The sequence below is a fragment of the Vibrio coralliirubri genome, from assembly GCF_024347375.1.
Taxonomy (GTDB): domain Bacteria; phylum Pseudomonadota; class Gammaproteobacteria; order Enterobacterales; family Vibrionaceae; genus Vibrio; species Vibrio coralliirubri.
This window is the reverse complement of record NZ_AP025471.1, coordinates 1,345,754-1,362,885: the sequence shown is the minus strand read 5'-3', so window position 1 is coordinate 1,362,885 and position 17,132 is coordinate 1,345,754. Positions and strand designations below refer to the sequence as shown.

Here is a 17,132-nt window from a genome sequence, read left to right as displayed (position 1 = left end):
CTTCTTCTCGTTTTTATCGCTAATAACTAGCCAGCTAACCCCTGCCAGATTGCCGTAAAGCCACTGATAGAACATAGCAGTAAAGAACCGATACGTATTTTCTCTTTAGGGATGCTTTGTGTCGTCATCAATGCCACTTTATAACCCAACCAAGCCGCAGGCAGCAAAGGGATGGTAATGATCAAATGGTGCATGGTGAAGAAGCCAATCGGGATCTGTACCAGTAACGAGATGATCGAACTAAACACGAAAAACGCAGAAAGGTTACCACGAAGCTGATTAGCGTCTTGGTGTTGCAGTAGCAGTGCCATCGGCGGACCACCAATACCCGAGCTGGTGCCAAAGAACCCAGAGAAGAAACCCGCAATACCCATCTTAGTTGGGGTTGGTTCGAGTCTAAAGGGCAGTAGGCTAACAATCACGGCAAATACTACCAATAAGCCCAACCATAGTGATAACACGCTCGTTGAAACCATAACCAACAAAGCACCACCTGCCAGTGACCCCGGAATACGGCCCAGCAATGCGATTTTTAATCCGCCAATCGAGATATTTGCTCTATGTTTAAAAGCGTTGAATAACGAGATAAACAGACCGATTAAACAGATAGGCGCAGGTACATAATCTGGAGAGACCAAAAACAGCAGTGGGGCTGCAACAATGGCCAAACCAAAGCCGATTGCGGTTTGCACAAACGAGCCGACAAAAATGAGTGCCATTGCGATAAGGACAGTCTGATCTATGTATTCCATAAGCCTGCGGATTAGTTTTAAAGGAGCGGGTGGATACTATAAATGAAAACCAAAACAATAGTCTTATTATTCAGTGAGGTTTATGCCAGTTTCGCTAGTTATAATTTCTATTATCGCGACCAACAAAAAAGCGAGTGAGTATCTCAGGATGCTTCCTTTCAATACTCACTCGCTTTATTGGAACGACTTGTTGTTTACGCTAGTGGGGGAGTCAGCATAAAACGTTAAGCCATTGCCAATTTCAGTCGCTCAATCGGCTTGTCATTGATTGGTAAATGGATAAGCGCTGCCGCAAATGCCAATACCACCGTTGACCACCAGATTGGCTCGTAAGAACCGTAGTAATCGTAAATACGACCGCCAACCCAAGCGCCTAAGAAGCTACCCACTTGGTGAGTAAAGAACACCAAACCGTACAACGTCGACAGGTAACGAGCACCGAAGATCTGACGAACTAAGCCAGACGTTAGCGGCACTGTGCCCAACCAGCAGAATCCAATGGCCGCACCGAAGATAGCCGCAGTTGACTCAGTCACAGGCAGAGTAACAAACGCACCGATAACCACAGTTCGCACTAAGTACAGTGCAGACATAACGTGGCGTTTGCTGAACTTGTCGCCCATCACACCCCAGAAGTAAGACCCGAAGATGTTGAAGATGCCAACGTAAGCCAGTGCCATCGCAGCGCTGCTCGCGGGTAGGTCTTTATCTGCTAAATAGCTCGGTAAGTGCGTTGCGATAAACATTACGTGGAAACCGCACACGAAGAAGCCTGCGTGAATCAACCAGTAACCTTTGTGAGCAAACGCTTCAGACAACGCTTCTTTCAGTGTTTGGTTCTCTTCAGCTTGCGCTTGTTTGTTTGAGGCTGCTTTAGGCGCTCGCATGAACAACGCAAAAGAGATCATCAAACAACACAGTACGCCAAACACTTGCATCGCACTTTGCCAATCAAACTCGTTCAGCATGTATTGTGCGCCCGGAATTACCGCGAACATACCAAATGAACCTGCAGCCGTGGTTAAGCCAAACGCCTTAGCCGCGTGCTCTGCTGGTACAACTTTCGCCACTGCGCCAAGCACGATCACATAACTTGTCGCACTTAAGCCAAGGCCAACGAGTGCACCCAATGAAACGTAAAGCATGCTCGATTCGGTAGAAATTGAGGTAAGAAGTAAACCCAAACCGTAAGCACATGCACCCGCGATAATGATGCGTCTTGCTCCCCATTTGTCAGCTGCCATACCAACAAAAGGTTGGAACACGCCGAACAAAAGGTTTTGTAGCGCAATCGCAAAGCTGAAAAACTCGCGACCTGTACCGAAATGCTCTGAAATTGGCATCATGAAAATGCCGAATGATTGTCTGATCCCTAGACTGATAATAAGTGTGCCTATCCCAAGCCATACCAGTAAAGGAAAACGGAAAATGCTCATTCTAATACTCTTAAATTAATGGTGGTGATGTGAGTGGTCTTGCGCTGACATGTGTTGGTCAGTCATCTCATGGTGTTGTTCGTGCTCAGAATGATCATGCGCTGATTGCTGGTGGCAGCCACTGCTCACGGCATGCTGAGCCAAGAGATCAATCAATGGCTGACTGTGATGCACAATAACCAAACTAATGACGAGAAATAGCGTCATTCTGGCCAATTGGGCAAAAAGAGATTGTGAAAACATACGGTGTTGACATGCGCTCAATGTTGTAAGAAGTCGCGCATCATAGTGATGAGTAGGTTATGTATCAAATGACCATTGGTGATGTAGTCTATGCGTTTTATGCATAGATTGTCGCTTGATTGGAATTGGGACAAAACGTGTTCAATAAATAAGAAAACTTGAAGCTCGTTGGTTAATACAAACAACTATCTAATTAAGAATGAAAGCCTAAATTCAGGTTTATAACTATATGTTTAATAGCAGTTTTCACAAAGCTGTAAAAACTAATATACAAACTAATCACTAAGCAACATTGCTCGTTCACTCGACTTATCTGTCAAACATCGTAAATTTGGGCATAAATCGTTTCAAGACTACTGAAACGCGATGTTAAAAGATTCAGGGAGAGTCATTCACATGGATAAAGATCATAACCTTCGCGAAAACTTACTGGCACTGATCTTAGGTAGCGCACTGGTTTCACTCGGCGTTATCTTTTTCAACCAAGTCGGTTTGCTCACCGGAGGCACGGCTGGTCTAGCGATCTTCATTACCAAAGTAACAGATTTGAGCTTTGGCCAAGTATTCTTCGCACTTAACTTACCTTTCTATATTTTGTCGGTTGCTCGTATGGGCTGGCGCTTCACCATAAATACGTTTATCGCTGTTTCGATTGTTTCGTTCGCTGTGGATCACTTGTATCACGTGATTCAAATTGCCGAAATTCATGCATTGTATGCAGCTTTACTTGGTGGTGGCTTGATTGGTACCGGCATGTTGGTGATTTTCCGTCACAAGATGAGCTTAGGTGGCTTCAACATTCTGGCGTTGTTCTTACAAGAACGTTTTGGAATTCGAGCGGGTAAGGTTCAGATGGCATTAGACTGCACGATTGTTGTGCTTTCTCTGTTCATTGTTGATGTGTCATTGGTTCTTCTGTCTGTGCTTGGTGCGATAGTCACCAACTTGATTCTAGCAATGAATCATAAACCGGGGCGCTATCAACCTGTGGTAAAAGCCGAAGCAGCATAGTTCGGTTCGATCAAGCACTCGATTCGCTTAAGCTCTAGATTTGCTTAAGCAAAGCGTGATTTGCAGATTATGAAAACAACAAAGCCAGCATCAATGAACTGACCCCCAATAGTTGGACACCAATTATTGGGGGTCTTTTTATGTCCAAATATAGCCGAGAGCTAAAATGTATCATTGCTAAGCAATACTTAGATGGCACGTCATCTCTCTACTTAGCAAAACAATATTCAATTTCTTCAAGGCAGATACGGTATTGGGCTCAAGTCTTTGCCATCCATGGTACTGATTCATTTTTACCAACTAATCATGCCGCGACTGCTCAAACAAAACGAAAAGCATTGAATTTAATGTGGACGAATGAATGGTCTCTCACGCACACTAGCGCTGTATTAAACCTCTCATCCCCTGGAATACTCTCTGTCTGGCTTAAACGATTTAATGAGCTCGGTATCAAGGGGCTCGAAATGCGCCAGAAAGGAAGACCCTCAATGAAACAGCAACCTCAACGTACCACTAAGCCTGATAATGAAATGACACTTGAGGAGCTAAAAGAGGAGTTGGTCTACTTACGAACCGAGAATGCCGTTCTAAAAAAGTTGGAAGAGTTGGAGCAGAAAAAAAACCGTCGAACAAAGAAAAAGCGGTCATAGCTCTAACTCTTAAAGGCAAGTACCCATTAAAGCACTTACTGCACACTCTACAGTTGGCAAAAAGTGTCTTTTATTATCAGGCTCAAACGAGCAAGCGCCAAAATAGCTACGAACGTGAGCTGCGGTTGATAAAGTCAATTTATCATGAACATAAGGGGCGATACGGCTACCGCCGTATTCACTTGGAACTAAAGAATCAGGGGTTCGTGCTTAATCACAAAACGGTTCAAAGGCTTATGGCTCAGCTCAACCTTAAATCGACGGTCAGGATTAAAAAGTATCGTTCATACCGAGGAGAGTCAGGAAAAGCTGCTCCCAACGTTCTTGAAAGAGATTTTAGTGCGACTCAACCCGATGAAAAGTGGGTAACTGATGTCACGGAGTTCAAAGTCAAAGAGCAGAAAGTATACTTATCTCCCGTTGTCGACTTGTTTACTCAGGAGGTGGTTGCTTATAGAGTGGCCAAAAATGCCTGCTTGCCGCTTGTCACAGATATGCTGACGGAAGCTATATCAACGCTTAAACCCAACTCAAAGCCAATTATACATAGCGATCAAGGTTGGCAATATCGCCATCGACAGTATCAGAAAAAGGTAGCGGAGAGTGGGTTAACGCAAAGCATGTCGAGAAAAGGTAACTGCTTGGATAATGCTGTTGCTGAAAACTTTTTTGCTTTACTCAAAACCGAGATGTATCACAACCAAAGCTTTGAAGATGCAGATGCTCTGATAGAGCAGATTAAAGAATACATCGAGTACTACAATACCAAACGTATAAAAGTGAAACTAAAAGGCCTGACTCCGATAGAATATCGAACTCAGGCCTTGAAAGCCGCTTAACAGAAATGTCCAACTTTACGGGGTCACTTCACAATTGCTGGCTTTGTTCTATTGAAATAACGGATTCGATGTAACGATTAACACTTGCCGCAGCTGGCGTTCGGCTTAAGCTCGCAATCAATCACATTGCCTTGTTGATCAAGGGACAAGTTACAACACTCTTCAAACAGGTTCTTAAGATCACCACGGCTTTTTTGCACACGGGATTTAACCGTTGAGTAGCTGACATTCTGCGCTTCTGCGATCTCTTTCTGGCTTTGACCTTTAATGTCGACCGCAAGTAGTAGCGATGAACTTTGTTCTGGCAATGCCTGAATAAAAGGTTCAATACACAATGAAAGCTTCTGCTTAAATTCAGAGTCGTGGTCTAAATCGGTAAACCACAGATCTTCAGCATCAATTTGGCTATCACGTTGTTGGCGTGCATGCTTACGGTAGAAGTCGATAATGGTGTTGTTGGCTAACTGGAACAGCCAAGCCTTAACACTGCTCGCATCTTGTACCTTGTCTAAGTTCTGATAGGTCTTAATCAAGATATCTTGGAGCAAGTCGTCTACATCCGCAGAATTGTTGACCTTTGAATGCAGGAATGACTTTAATGCTTGCTGATACTCGGCCCAGACTTGCTCGAGCTTCAAAGGTGCCTTATTCAAAGGTGCCTCGTTCAAAGGTGCATTAGTTGCACTGTTCATTTACGCAACACTCGTCTTGTAAGAAATCAATCACACCTTCTAGGCATTCATACTCCGCCACGCAGAATAGAGTTCTTCCTTCTCGTCTTTGGCTTATTAGGCCCGCAGACGCCAAGCTTGATATGTGGTGAGACAAGGTAGAACCGGGAATGCCTAGCTCTTCTTGTAGGCCGCCAACTGCAATGCCTTGGTAGCCAGCTTTAACGACACTCTTATAAATGGTTAGGCGAATAGGGTGCCCCAACTCTTTAAGTGCTTTCGCAACGACTTCTAAGTTCATATTAACTCCTCAAGATTTAATTTCGATGTTAGTCGAAATGTATGTCGAATTCAAATTTAAAAACGGTGTCTGTATAAGTCATTGAAAAACTGTGTTTTCGAAAATCATTTCGATTTTTATCGAAATAAAGCTTGATCTGGAGCTGTTTATTTCTATAATTCGAGAATATTCGAAATAAAGGGTTGGTTACTTTTCTCATAGAGCCCGACCTTCAATCCAGTTTGGAGTTAATTATGAGCAATGAAATGTTAACAATGCTAAAAGACGCACTTGATATGTTCGCTTTCTTAGCAGTAGAGCTAATTATCCTTTTCTTAGCAATCAGCTACATTGTTGGGATTCTTCAAGAGTTCCTTACACCAGAAAAGATTCAATCTATCCTGAGCTCACGTAATGGTAAGGGGTATGTGATTGCTGCACTATTGGGTGCAATTACACCTTTCTGTTCATGTTCGACCATTCCTTTCCTAAAAGGATTGCTGCGTGCAAGAGCGGGTTTCGGTCCAATGATGGTGTTCCTATTCGGTAGCCCACTATTGAACCCAGTGATCATTGGTTTGTTCGTGATTACGTTCGGCTGGCAAGTCGCAGTGTTCTACTTCCTTGTAGCAATGACGGTGTCTGTAGTGGCTGGTTACGCACTTGAGAAGCTTGGCTTTGAGCGTTACGTAAAACCTGAAGCGTATGAATCAACAGGTTCAGCTTCAAGCTGTGGCACTAGCTGTGGTGACTCTGCTCCTAAGAAAGCAGCACCGGCTAAAGCGGAATCTTCATGTGGTACAAGTGCATGTGGCGAACCTGCACCCGTAATGGCGAAAGAGACATCTTGCTGCGATTCTAAAAAAGAAGAGCCACAAGTAACGGTTTCATGTTGTTCAGCGGATGGAAGCGCAACAGCTGAAATCGTAGAGAAGAAAGAACCTAGCCGTTGGATGAGAATTTGGTTCTCAACTTGGAAAGATTTCAAACAAGTTTTCCCTTACCTAATGATGGGTATCGCGATTGGTTCATTCATCTACGGCTTCATACCTACAGACCTTATTGCACAGTACGCTGGTGAAGGTATGTGGTATGCGATTCCAGTAGCAGCCGTGATTGGTATTCCACTGTACATTCGTGCTGAAGCGGTAATCCCACTAAGCGCAGCTCTAGTACAGAAAGGTATGGCGCTGGGTTCAGTAATGGCATTGATTATTGGTAGTGCAGGTGCAAGTTTAACGGAAGTTATCCTGCTTAAATCAATCTTCAAGAACCAAATGATTGCAGCATTCCTATTCGTTATCTTAAGCATGGCGATGGGTGCAGGCTTCCTATACAGCTTCATCTTTGGTTAATCAGGCTTGATTGTGAGATAACACCATCGATACCAAGAGATAGATAATAAAAAGAGCTCACTTAGTTGAGCTCTTTTTTTGTCTAATTGTTTATCAAATAGGAATATCAGACTGGGCTTGGTAGTGCGGCAGAAGTACCGTGCGCAGCGAAAGCATTGGTAGCTAACACATCGCAGTGGTGACGATTAATCGCATCGCCGTAGTTGTTGGTTATGCCGGGAAACTGAAAACGATACATTGGAATACCATAACGGCGCTCTCTCTGCTGGCCGATTCTATCTTTGCTTGTCCATAGTAGTCGGTTCTTAGCTGTGTAAGTCATACCGTGCATTTTATTGAAATACTCTTCATGACTGCGCATTTGCTCGTACAGTTCGATAATGCGTTGTCGAGAGAAGTTCAATGTCGTACTTGGTTTAAGCTGCGTGCCCCAACCGGTTAATACCTTTTCCATGAAATCTCTTGTCACCAGTCCTGGGCCGGTAAGTAATCCCGCGCCTTTGCTTCCGCCGGAAGTATTCGCATTCCCTACCAAAGTGCCGTGTCGGCCGGGCATGTAGGTGGTGTAATATTGAGTAGAAGGGGATAAGCGAGGCATTCTCGCCTTGAAAGCCAATGAACGTTCGTCTTCAGCAAAAACACATACGATTTGTTTGACGTTTTTGCCCAGTAATTTGTAGTCCTTGAATGCGTTCATCCCGCCGGGCACGGGGTCACACGCAAAGATGTTGACGGGAATATGGCTAAGCTTGGGATCTTTGAGCATTCGGTTCGCCAATTCAAAGCAACTCACACCACCACGGCTCCAACCTACGATGTTAACTTGGCTAATGGGCTTGGTTTGGCGTTCAATCGCTATGTTCTGTTGGCGAGCCGCGATACCTTGTTTTAGATCGGCTGCCAGTGCTTGTGAGTCTTTCAACCAATCCTGATATTTTTGGTTGGTTGCGAAAGGCCAAGCGGACTTTTCTGGGCGAGATTCACTGAGCAGGCCTTTAGCTCGCTTCATGTAGTCATTCTTATCTTGTTGGCTTCCGCGCAAGATATTCAGCACATGGCGCATGTTGCTGTCGATACCTTTGCCTAGCAACGTTCCCTTAACTCCGGAGTACGTGTCATCTTTGCCTTGCTTCAACCATTCGTTTTGATTCCCACTGCCAACGCCATCCACTTGGATGTAGTCAATCATGTCTCTGCCAGTCGTATTCTTCGCTAGCGTCGAAATCAATTCGCCAGAAACATAGTTTTTGTGATTGTTGTCTTCTGAGTTTGATCCTGTGCCACAGAAGAATACGGTAAAAATTGACATATATTCCCTTAAAATAATTCACCGAAATTATCAGAAGTATAACTGTAGAATCATAAGCTTGGAGCAGAATCTCCATTAATGGGTAAAGGTCAGACCAACCACGGGCAGAAATGGAACGAAGCGCAAGTTTTATAAATTGCATGCTTTGTGGTTTTTTGGAGATGTTGAGATGGGTTACGACCGTCAAGAAATATCAATCTAAGTGTCACAATACTCATCGTTATTTTGTCTAGTATCAAACAGCAGGCTGATTTTGCCCTAGCGCTAAAATCTAATGCCTACACTTTGTATAAATACGTGCTGTCTAAGGGTTACAACCTAAGGAGCAGGTAATTTATAACAGATCGCTTTCGAGCTTAGATTAAGGTTGATAGGAGGGAGTATGTTCGCAATACACAGGGAGTATGAGTTACAGAATCAGCAGCATTTTCATGCACACATTCAGGTAAAGCCAACAGGGAATCTAGAGTTTGAAATTTTAGAGTCTCATGAACACCACGATACGGATTTTAGTCATCTATCGTTTGAGACTGAACAAGGGAACACCAAAGTGGTTGGGCGAGATGAAAGTGGTCAACAGACGGATTGGCAACTTTTACTGGCAGAGGAAGATGCAAAAGAACTCAATCACTTGGTGGTTTTGGTGTCTGAGCAATATGAGACGTTAATGCGAGACCTGATGTGACGAGGCAAGTTTGCAATAAGTTGAGCAAAGCAAATATCGGTAACCCAAAAATCAAAAGCCCGGTGAATAACCGGGCTTTGCTAATTATGGCTGTGTCTCATCGGGCTAGAAACCGCGAATATCCAGCTCATTATTGATCAACACAACGCACTGAGAAGCAAACAGCATGTTCGGGCCTAAGCTGATCTTTTCTGTTCCTAAGCGCTTTAAGCTGTTGTAGCTTTTCTTCGGCATAGGGATGTGGTCAGTCAGAAGGAAACATGGGTTTTCAGCAATCTCTGCATCACGGATAAAGTCACCCTTCTTATCCATCATGTATAGCTGGTGCTCTTCAGCTAGTTCTTTCACTAATTTTTCAAAGCTCATAGTGCGAACGACGATCCCCGGTTCAACCTGACGAGTCTGCTCTTTGGTCATACCTTGAGAAGCATCAACCGCTCTTACTACCGCTGATAACAATGCCGATTCATGAAAGCCGCCAATGTTGGTGATTTCATTTGAATCGAAAGTGATCGTACGTGAGAAGTCTTTAGTACTTTCTAATACAAGGTGCACGGTGACATTCTCAAGATGAGATTGAGCGACGAAGATCGTGTTCATCAGAGTATGAGCCAGAATCTCAGTATGAGCGTCTTGCCCAACACCTTCTAAGATAAGTTTGCTCTCTGTAGGGGCTGCGCGAGCGCGTAATACAAATGAACGCATAGAATGTACCTTGTCAGTATGTGATAAAGCGAAACGGACTTTATCAACATGAATTGATGAATAACCAAAATTGTGGCGGTATGTAACTCTTTTCTATTAATGAAGTCAAATGGAGTTGCACTTAGCACCAACCCGCGAACTTTGAGTATTAAATAGAGAATGACCACATTACAAGACGGTAAGGGTTGAAGCGAACCAATGTTTACATAGATAGTATGCGCAAATTATTAGGTGGCTTGCAGAAGGAAGTAGTCGATGAAGTTACAGAAGATTAATAAAGAAGAATATAGAAAGAAGATGAACCTGTTACTGGTGTCATTAGTTGGGTCACTTGCATTGTTTGCCATCGTATTCGGCACCATTCTGATTGAATTGTTTGGCTCGGCGACTTCAATCACTGGTGAATCGACAGGAAACTTTCATTTGAACGTACTTGGGGTGATCTTATCTGTCGCTTTGAATGCGTTTATCGCAAGCCGAGTGAAAGGGCATGAGTATTTCAAAGAAGCGCTTTATGTTTGGAACCTGAAACAAATCCACAATCAAATCTATCGTAAGCTCAAGCGTATTCAGCCAAAAGCGGAACAAGGCGACCGAGATGCACTGACTATCCTTTACTTCTATTACACTACGCAAAAACAGGTATACGACCTAGACAATAATACTTTGACGATAAAAACGGTTCAGCAGTCGCTAGATAACATCGTAGAACTGAGTGATAAATGGAGTATTGAACTAGATATAGAGGCATTTTCGAAAGATCTAGTCGCGAAATTTTAAGTGATATGCCTGTAATTGTATGAGCTTTGACCTGTGAAAGAGGCTTTTGACGTAAAAGTAGACACTTAAGCAACTTTTTTGAATTTTTATCAAAAAAGGGGTTGCCATGTTTTCGATGATCTCTATAATGCCGCCTCACTGACACGGCAGACGCCATAAGGCTTCAGTGGTAATCAGTAAGACGGAAAGTTCGAAACAAATTAATTTTAAAAAGTGTTTGACACTTAAGATTAAATCGCTAGAATTCACGTCCGCTTTCAAGGGTTTCTTTGTAAAAAGAAAGTTTCGATAAGCAAAGCTCTTTAACAATTTAAACCTATCAATCTGTGTGGGCACTCGTTGATGAATATCAAAAGGTTTTATCGTTAGATAAAACAGATTCTTCGGAATCAAAATTGATTTCAATGAACTGAGTGACCAATACGTTTAACTACTTGTAGTTATTCGGCACAGTCAATTCATTACCATTCTGTTCCTATTTATTTAAGAAGAGAGGGGTAATAGCTTTAGAATTACATGTTCATTTTCGAATGAATATTAGTTTTGAAGTCAGTATTCGTTGAGTCACACCTATTAATTTAGGTAATCAAAACTTTAAATTGAAGAGTTTGATCATGGCTCAGATTGAACGCTGGCGGCAGGCCTAACACATGCAAGTCGAGCGGAAACGACACTAACAATCCTTCGGGTGCGTTAATGGGCGTCGAGCGGCGGACGGGTGAGTAATGCCTAGGAAATTGCCTTGATGTGGGGGATAACCATTGGAAACGATGGCTAATACCGCATAATGCCTACGGGCCAAAGAGGGGGACCTTCGGGCCTCTCGCGTCAAGATATGCCTAGGTGGGATTAGCTAGTTGGTGAGGTAATGGCTCACCAAGGCGACGATCCCTAGCTGGTCTGAGAGGATGATCAGCCACACTGGAACTGAGACACGGTCCAGACTCCTACGGGAGGCAGCAGTGGGGAATATTGCACAATGGGCGAAAGCCTGATGCAGCCATGCCGCGTGTATGAAGAAGGCCTTCGGGTTGTAAAGTACTTTCAGTTGTGAGGAAGGGGGTAGTGTTAATAGCGCTGTCTCTTGACGTTAGCAACAGAAGAAGCACCGGCTAACTCCGTGCCAGCAGCCGCGGTAATACGGAGGGTGCGAGCGTTAATCGGAATTACTGGGCGTAAAGCGCATGCAGGTGGTTCATTAAGTCAGATGTGAAAGCCCGGGGCTCAACCTCGGAACTGCATTTGAAACTGGTGAACTAGAGTACTGTAGAGGGGGGTAGAATTTCAGGTGTAGCGGTGAAATGCGTAGAGATCTGAAGGAATACCAGTGGCGAAGGCGGCCCCCTGGACAGATACTGACACTCAGATGCGAAAGCGTGGGGAGCAAACAGGATTAGATACCCTGGTAGTCCACGCCGTAAACGATGTCTACTTGGAGGTTGTGGCCTTGAGCCGTGGCTTTCGGAGCTAACGCGTTAAGTAGACCGCCTGGGGAGTACGGTCGCAAGATTAAAACTCAAATGAATTGACGGGGGCCCGCACAAGCGGTGGAGCATGTGGTTTAATTCGATGCAACGCGAAGAACCTTACCTACTCTTGACATCCAGAGAAGCCAGTGGAGACACAGGTGTGCCTTCGGGAGCTCTGAGACAGGTGCTGCATGGCTGTCGTCAGCTCGTGTTGTGAAATGTTGGGTTAAGTCCCGCAACGAGCGCAACCCTTATCCTTGTTTGCCAGCGAGTAATGTCGGGAACTCCAGGGAGACTGCCGGTGATAAACCGGAGGAAGGTGGGGACGACGTCAAGTCATCATGGCCCTTACGAGTAGGGCTACACACGTGCTACAATGGCGCATACAGAGGGCAGCAAGCTAGCGATAGTGAGCGAATCCCAAAAAGTGCGTCGTAGTCCGGATTGGAGTCTGCAACTCGACTCCATGAAGTCGGAATCGCTAGTAATCGTGAATCAGAATGTCACGGTGAATACGTTCCCGGGCCTTGTACACACCGCCCGTCACACCATGGGAGTGGGCTGCAAAAGAAGTGGGTAGTTTAACCTTTCGGGGAGGACGCTCACCACTTTGTGGTTCATGACTGGGGTGAAGTCGTAACAAGGTAGCCCTAGGGGAACCTGGGGCTGGATCACCTCCTTATACGAAGATATCTTTGATGAGTACCCACACAGATTGATTAGGTTTAAAAAGAAAAAGAGATGAAGAACTCCCAAGGTTCTTCAAAGTTTGTTTCTGCTTTTAAAGTAGAGATAAATTGCAGTGTCCCGTTCGTCTAGAGGCCTAGGACACCGCCCTTTCACGGCGGTAACAGGGGTTCGACTCCCCTACGGGATACCACTTCCTTCAAGAAGTAAAAAGGGTCGTTAGCTCAGTTGGTAGAGCAGTTGACTTTTAATCAATTGGTCGCAGGTTCGAATCCTGCACGACCCACCATTTCCTCCCAAGGAAATAAAATTTGGGGCGATTAGCTCAGTTGGGAGAGCACCTGCCTTACAAGCAGGGGGTCACTGGTTCGAGCCCGGTATCGCCCACCATTTCCTCCCAAGGAAATAAAAATATGGGGCTATAGCTCAGCTGGGAGAGCGCCTGCCTTGCACGCAGGAGGTCTGCGGTTCGATCCCGCATAGCTCCACCATTCTTTCTCCATGAAGGAATCAAAACTATCATGGGCGATTAGCTCAGTTGGGAGAGCACCTGCCTTACAAGCAGGGGGTCACTGGTTCGAGCCCGGTATCGCCCACCATCTTTAAGCACACTTTTCTTAGTAATAGAAAGCCGAGTGTATTTAAAAATGGTTTTGAAAGTTTAATGCTTTAAAAACTCTTGCTCTTTAACAATTTGGAAAGCTGACTGATTTAAATAACGAAGTTATTTAAATCAAATTTAAAAGTTCTCAATGTTTATCTGCTCTTATTTAATAAGAACAGTATAAACACAACAAACACATTCAAGTGTCTTGTATTCGATTCAAACTTAGTTTGAATCACATTGAGTCCGGCAAACAGTCATTGAGAATTAACCCTTCTTAATGACAACCAAAAACCTTGGTTAGTTGCCATACACTAAGACCCTTTCGGGTTGTATGGTTAAGTGACTAAGCGTACACGGTGGATGCCTTGGCAGTCAGAGGCGATGAAAGGCGTAATAACTTGCGATAAGCCCAGATTAGGTAGTAATAACCTTTTGAGTCTGGGATTCCTGAATGGGGAAACCCACTTACATAAGTAAGTATCCTGTTGTGAATACATAGCAACAGGAGGCAAACCGGGGGAACTGAAACATCTAAGTACCCCGAGGAAGAGAAATCAACCGAGATTCCGAAAGTAGCGGCGAGCGAAATTGGACTAGCCCTTAAGCTTTTAATGAGACAGATGAAGGCTCTGGAAAGTGCCGCAATAAAGGGTGATAGCCCCGTAATCGACATCTCATAATCAGTGAAAACGAGTAGGGCGGGACACGTGATATCCTGTCTGAATATGGGGGGACCATCCTCCAAGGCTAAATACTACTGACTGACCGATAGTGAACCAGTACCGTGAGGGAAAGGCGAAAAGAACCCCTGTGAGGGGAGTGAAATAGAACCTGAAACCGTGTACGTACAAGCAGTAGGAGCACCTTCGTGGTGTGACTGCGTACCTTTTGTATAATGGGTCAGCGACTTAATTTTAGTAGCAAGGTTAACCGTTTAGGGGAGCCGTAGGGAAACCGAGTCTTAACTGGGCGTACAGTTGCTAGGATTAGACCCGAAACCAGGTGATCTAGCCATGGGCAGGTTGAAGGTTGAGTAACATCAACTGGAGGACCGAACCGACTAATGTTGAAAAATTAGCGGATGACTTGTGGCTAGGGGTGAAAGGCCAATCAAACCTGGAGATAGCTGGTTCTCCCCGAAAGCTATTTAGGTAGCGCCTCGGACGAATACTACTGGGGGTAGAGCACTGTTAAGGCTAGGGGGTCATCCCGACTTACCAACCCTTTGCAAACTCCGAATACCAGTAAGTACTATCCGGGAGACACACGGCGGGTGCTAACGTCCGTCGTGGAGAGGGAAACAACCCAGACCGCCAGCTAAGGTCCCAAAGTATAGCTAAGTGGGAAACGATGTGGGAAGGCTCAGACAGCCAGGATGTTGGCTTAGAAGCAGCCATCATTTAAAGAAAGCGTAATAGCTCACTGGTCGAGTCGGCCTGCGCGGAAGATGTAACGGGGCTAAGCTATACACCGAAGCTGCGGCTACGTACCTTAGGGTATGTGGGGTAGGGGAGCGTTCTGTAAGCCGTTGAAGGTGGTCTGTAAGGGCTGCTGGAGGTATCAGAAGTGCGAATGCTGACATGAGTAACGATAAAGGGAGTGAAAAACTCCCTCGCCGGAAGACCAAGGGTTCCTGTCCAACGTTAATCGGGGCAGGGTAAGTCGACTCCTAAGGCGAGGCCGAAAGGCGTAGTCGATGGGAAACGGGTTAATATTCCCGTACTTCTTACAATTGCGATGGGGGGACGGAGAAGGCTAGGTGGGCCTGGCGACGGTTGTCCAGGTTCAAGTACGTAGGCGGGTGGTTTAGGTAAATCCGGACCGCTACTAACGCTGAGATACGATGTCGAGCTACTACGGTAGTGAAGTCATTGATGCCATGCTTCCAGGAAAAGCCTCTAAGCTTCAGATTGTAAGGAATCGTACCCCAAACCGACACAGGTGGTCGGGTAGAGAATACCAAGGCGCTTGAGAGAACTCGGGTGAAGGAACTAGGCAAAATGGTACCGTAACTTCGGGAGAAGGTACGCTCTTATCAGTGAAGTCCCTTGCGGATGGAGCAGACGAGAGTCGCAGATACCAGGTGGCTGCAACTGTTTATTAAAAACACAGCACTGTGCAAAATCGTAAGATGACGTATACGGTGTGACGCCTGCCCGGTGCCGGAAGGTTAATTGATGGGGTTAGACTTCGGTCGAAGCTCTTGATCGAAGCCCCGGTAAACGGCGGCCGTAACTATAACGGTCCTAAGGTAGCGAAATTCCTTGTCGGGTAAGTTCCGACCTGCACGAATGGCGTAATGATGGCCACGCTGTCTCCACCCGAGACTCAGTGAAATTGAAATCGCTGTGAAGATGCAGTGTACCCGCGGCTAGACGGAAAGACCCCGTGAACCTTTACTACAGCTTGGCACTGAACATTGAACCTACATGTGTAGGATAGGTGGGAGACTATGAAACCGCGTCGCTAGATGTGGTGGAGTCGTCCTTGAAATACCACCCTTGTAGTTTTGATGTTCTAACGTTGGTCCCTGAATCGGGATTACGGACAGTGCCTGGTGGGTAGTTTGACTGGGGCGGTCTCCTCCCAAAGAGTAACGGAGGAGCACGAAGGTGGGCTAAACACGGTTGGACATCGTGTGGTTAGTGCAATGGCATAAGCCCGCTTGACTGCGAGAATGACAATTCGAGCAGGTGCGAAAGCAGGTCATAGTGATCCGGTGGTTCTGAATGGAAGGGCCATCGCTCAACGGATAAAAGGTACTCCGGGGATAACAGGCTGATACCGCCCAAGAGTTCATATCGACGGCGGTGTTTGGCACCTCGATGTCGGCTCATCACATCCTGGGGCTGAAGTCGGTCCCAAGGGTATGGCTGTTCGCCATTTAAAGTGGTACGCGAGCTGGGTTTAGAACGTCGTGAGACAGTTCGGTCCCTATCTGCCGTGGGCGTTGGAAAATTGAAAGGGGCTGCTCCTAGTACGAGAGGACCGGAGTGGACGAACCTCTGGTGTTCGGGTTGTCATGCCAATGGCATTGCCCGGTAGCTAAGTTCGGAATCGATAACCGCTGAAAGCATCTAAGCGGGAAGCGAGCCTTGAGATGAGTTTTCCCTGGCGCTATAAGCGTCCTAAAGGGTTGTCGTAGACTACGACGTTGATAGGCAGGGTGTGTAAGTGCTGCGAGGCATTGAGCTAACCTGTACTAATTGCCCGTGAGGCTTAACCATACAACACCCAAGGGGTTTTGTGGACTCAAAGACAGACCTTGAATGAGTTTGAAGAGAAATAACTTTTAAATACAGTTTTCCGAATTTTAAAATTTGCTTGGCGACCATAGCATTGTGGACCCACCTGATTCCATGCCGAACTCAGAAGTGAAACACAATAGCGCCGATGGTAGTGTGGGGTTTCCCCATGTGAGAGTAGGACATCACCAGGCTTTAATTTCGTTATTTGCGTAGCAAATAACAACCTCAACAGTGTACTAATCTGTTGATGACAATTTGTTGGAGGGATGGCTGAGTGGTCGAAAGCACCGGTCTTGAAAACCGGCAACCGTTAATAGCGGTTCTAGGGTTCAAATCCCTATCCCTCCACCACCATTGAAAAGCCCGCTGAGAAATCAGCGGGCTTTTTTTCGTCTTGAGTTTGTC

General features: G+C 45.5%; 13 protein-coding genes, 6 tRNA genes and 3 rRNA genes. 16 read left to right on the top strand and 6 right to left on the bottom strand.

The window, feature by feature from the left end; genetic code table 11:
• Positions 1-26: 26 nt before the first annotated feature.
• A complete protein-coding gene (locus OCV20_RS22780; protein ID WP_193841066.1) occupies positions 27-752 on the bottom strand; it encodes a sulfite exporter TauE/SafE family protein in 726 nt (241 codons plus the stop codon).
• Positions 753-976: 224 nt separating this feature from the next.
• Complete coding sequence (locus OCV20_RS22775; protein WP_048611602.1) at positions 977-2,188, bottom strand: MFS transporter; 1,212 nt, start codon at positions 2,186-2,188, stop codon at positions 977-979.
• Between the two features lie 29 nt (positions 2,189-2,217).
• Here OCV20_RS22775 and OCV20_RS25900 point away from each other — a divergent pair, with 29 nt between their 5' ends.
• The 4 genes from OCV20_RS25900 (at position 2,218) to OCV20_RS22755 (ending at position 4,931) form a co-directional block, all read left to right on the top strand.
• Positions 2,218-2,367, top strand: coding sequence for a hypothetical protein (locus OCV20_RS25900; protein ID WP_202910151.1), 150 nt, complete (start codon positions 2,218-2,220; stop codon positions 2,365-2,367).
• Positions 2,368-2,827: 460 nt separating this feature from the next.
• A complete protein-coding gene (locus OCV20_RS22765; RefSeq protein WP_017065874.1) occupies positions 2,828-3,442 on the top strand; it encodes a DUF6198 family protein in 615 nt (204 codons plus the stop codon).
• A gap of 140 nt (positions 3,443-3,582) precedes the next feature.
• Positions 3,583-4,092: a helix-turn-helix domain-containing protein gene (locus OCV20_RS22760; protein ID WP_086774936.1), complete on the top strand. Its 510-nt coding sequence runs from the start codon at positions 3,583-3,585 to the stop codon at positions 4,090-4,092.
• Positions 4,089-4,931, top strand: a complete 843-nt coding sequence (locus tag OCV20_RS22755) for an IS3 family transposase (protein WP_108721729.1) — start codon at positions 4,089-4,091, stop codon at positions 4,929-4,931. The genes OCV20_RS22760 and OCV20_RS22755 overlap by 4 nt, the downstream gene beginning before the upstream one ends.
• 77 nt (positions 4,932-5,008) lie before the next feature.
• Here OCV20_RS22755 and sigZ read toward each other — a convergent pair whose 3' ends face one another.
• Entirely contained in the window at positions 5,009-5,623 is a 615-nt protein-coding gene (gene sigZ, locus OCV20_RS22750) for an RNA polymerase sigma factor SigZ (RefSeq protein WP_086775246.1), read from the bottom strand.
• Positions 5,607-5,903, bottom strand: a complete 297-nt coding sequence (locus OCV20_RS22745) for an ArsR/SmtB family transcription factor (protein WP_004733042.1) — start codon at positions 5,901-5,903, stop codon at positions 5,607-5,609. The genes sigZ and OCV20_RS22745 overlap by 17 nt, the downstream gene beginning before the upstream one ends.
• A 233-nt stretch (positions 5,904-6,136) precedes the next feature.
• On the opposite strand from OCV20_RS22745, the gene OCV20_RS22740 reads away from it, so the two are divergent.
• Complete coding sequence (locus tag OCV20_RS22740) at positions 6,137-7,237, top strand: permease (protein WP_086775245.1); 1,101 nt, start codon at positions 6,137-6,139, stop codon at positions 7,235-7,237.
• 106 nt (positions 7,238-7,343) lie between these two features.
• Here OCV20_RS22740 and OCV20_RS22735 read toward each other — a convergent pair whose 3' ends face one another.
• Positions 7,344-8,546 carry a hypothetical protein gene (locus OCV20_RS22735; RefSeq protein WP_052880362.1) on the bottom strand — a complete coding sequence of 401 codons (1,203 nt, stop codon included), beginning with the start codon at positions 8,544-8,546 and terminating at the stop codon, positions 7,344-7,346.
• 382 nt (positions 8,547-8,928) lie between these two features.
• On the opposite strand from OCV20_RS22735, the gene OCV20_RS22730 reads away from it, so the two are divergent.
• Positions 8,929-9,231, top strand: coding sequence for a hypothetical protein (locus OCV20_RS22730; protein ID WP_048613123.1), 303 nt, complete (start codon positions 8,929-8,931; stop codon positions 9,229-9,231).
• Between the two features lie 105 nt (positions 9,232-9,336).
• Here the strand turns inward: OCV20_RS22730 and trmY are convergent, their stop codons facing one another.
• On the bottom strand, positions 9,337-9,936 hold the full coding sequence (gene trmY, locus OCV20_RS22725; protein WP_086775244.1) for a tRNA (pseudouridine(54)-N(1))-methyltransferase TrmY: 600 nt from the start codon (positions 9,934-9,936) through the stop codon (positions 9,337-9,339).
• A gap of 255 nt (positions 9,937-10,191) precedes the next feature.
• Here trmY and OCV20_RS22720 point away from each other — a divergent pair, with 255 nt between their 5' ends.
• The 10 genes from OCV20_RS22720 (at position 10,192) to OCV20_RS22675 (ending at position 17,078) form a co-directional block, all read left to right on the top strand.
• On the top strand, positions 10,192-10,716 hold the full coding sequence (locus tag OCV20_RS22720) for a DUF3087 family protein (protein ID WP_048611591.1): 525 nt from the start codon (positions 10,192-10,194) through the stop codon (positions 10,714-10,716).
• A 596-nt stretch (positions 10,717-11,312) separates the two neighbouring features.
• Positions 11,313-12,867, top strand: a 16S ribosomal RNA gene (locus OCV20_RS22715).
• Between the two features lie 122 nt (positions 12,868-12,989).
• Positions 12,990-13,065: transfer RNA gene (locus OCV20_RS22710), tRNA-Glu, on the top strand.
• A gap of 20 nt (positions 13,066-13,085) precedes the next feature.
• Positions 13,086-13,161: transfer RNA gene (locus tag OCV20_RS22705), tRNA-Lys, on the top strand.
• Positions 13,162-13,186: 25 nt separating this feature from the next.
• Positions 13,187-13,262, top strand: a tRNA-Val gene (locus tag OCV20_RS22700).
• Positions 13,263-13,287: 25 nt separating this feature from the next.
• A tRNA-Ala gene (locus OCV20_RS22695) sits at positions 13,288-13,363 on the top strand.
• 32 nt (positions 13,364-13,395) lie between these two features.
• Positions 13,396-13,471, top strand: a tRNA-Val gene (locus OCV20_RS22690).
• Between the two features lie 341 nt (positions 13,472-13,812).
• A 23S ribosomal RNA gene (locus tag OCV20_RS22685) occupies positions 13,813-16,706 on the top strand.
• 96 nt (positions 16,707-16,802) lie between these two features.
• Positions 16,803-16,918 (top strand): 5S ribosomal RNA (rrf, locus tag OCV20_RS22680).
• The 16S, 23S and 5S rRNA genes sit together here with 6 tRNA genes alongside, the layout of an rRNA operon.
• A 69-nt stretch (positions 16,919-16,987) precedes the next feature.
• Positions 16,988-17,078, top strand: a tRNA-Ser gene (locus tag OCV20_RS22675).
• The last annotated feature ends 54 nt before the right edge of the window (positions 17,079-17,132 follow it).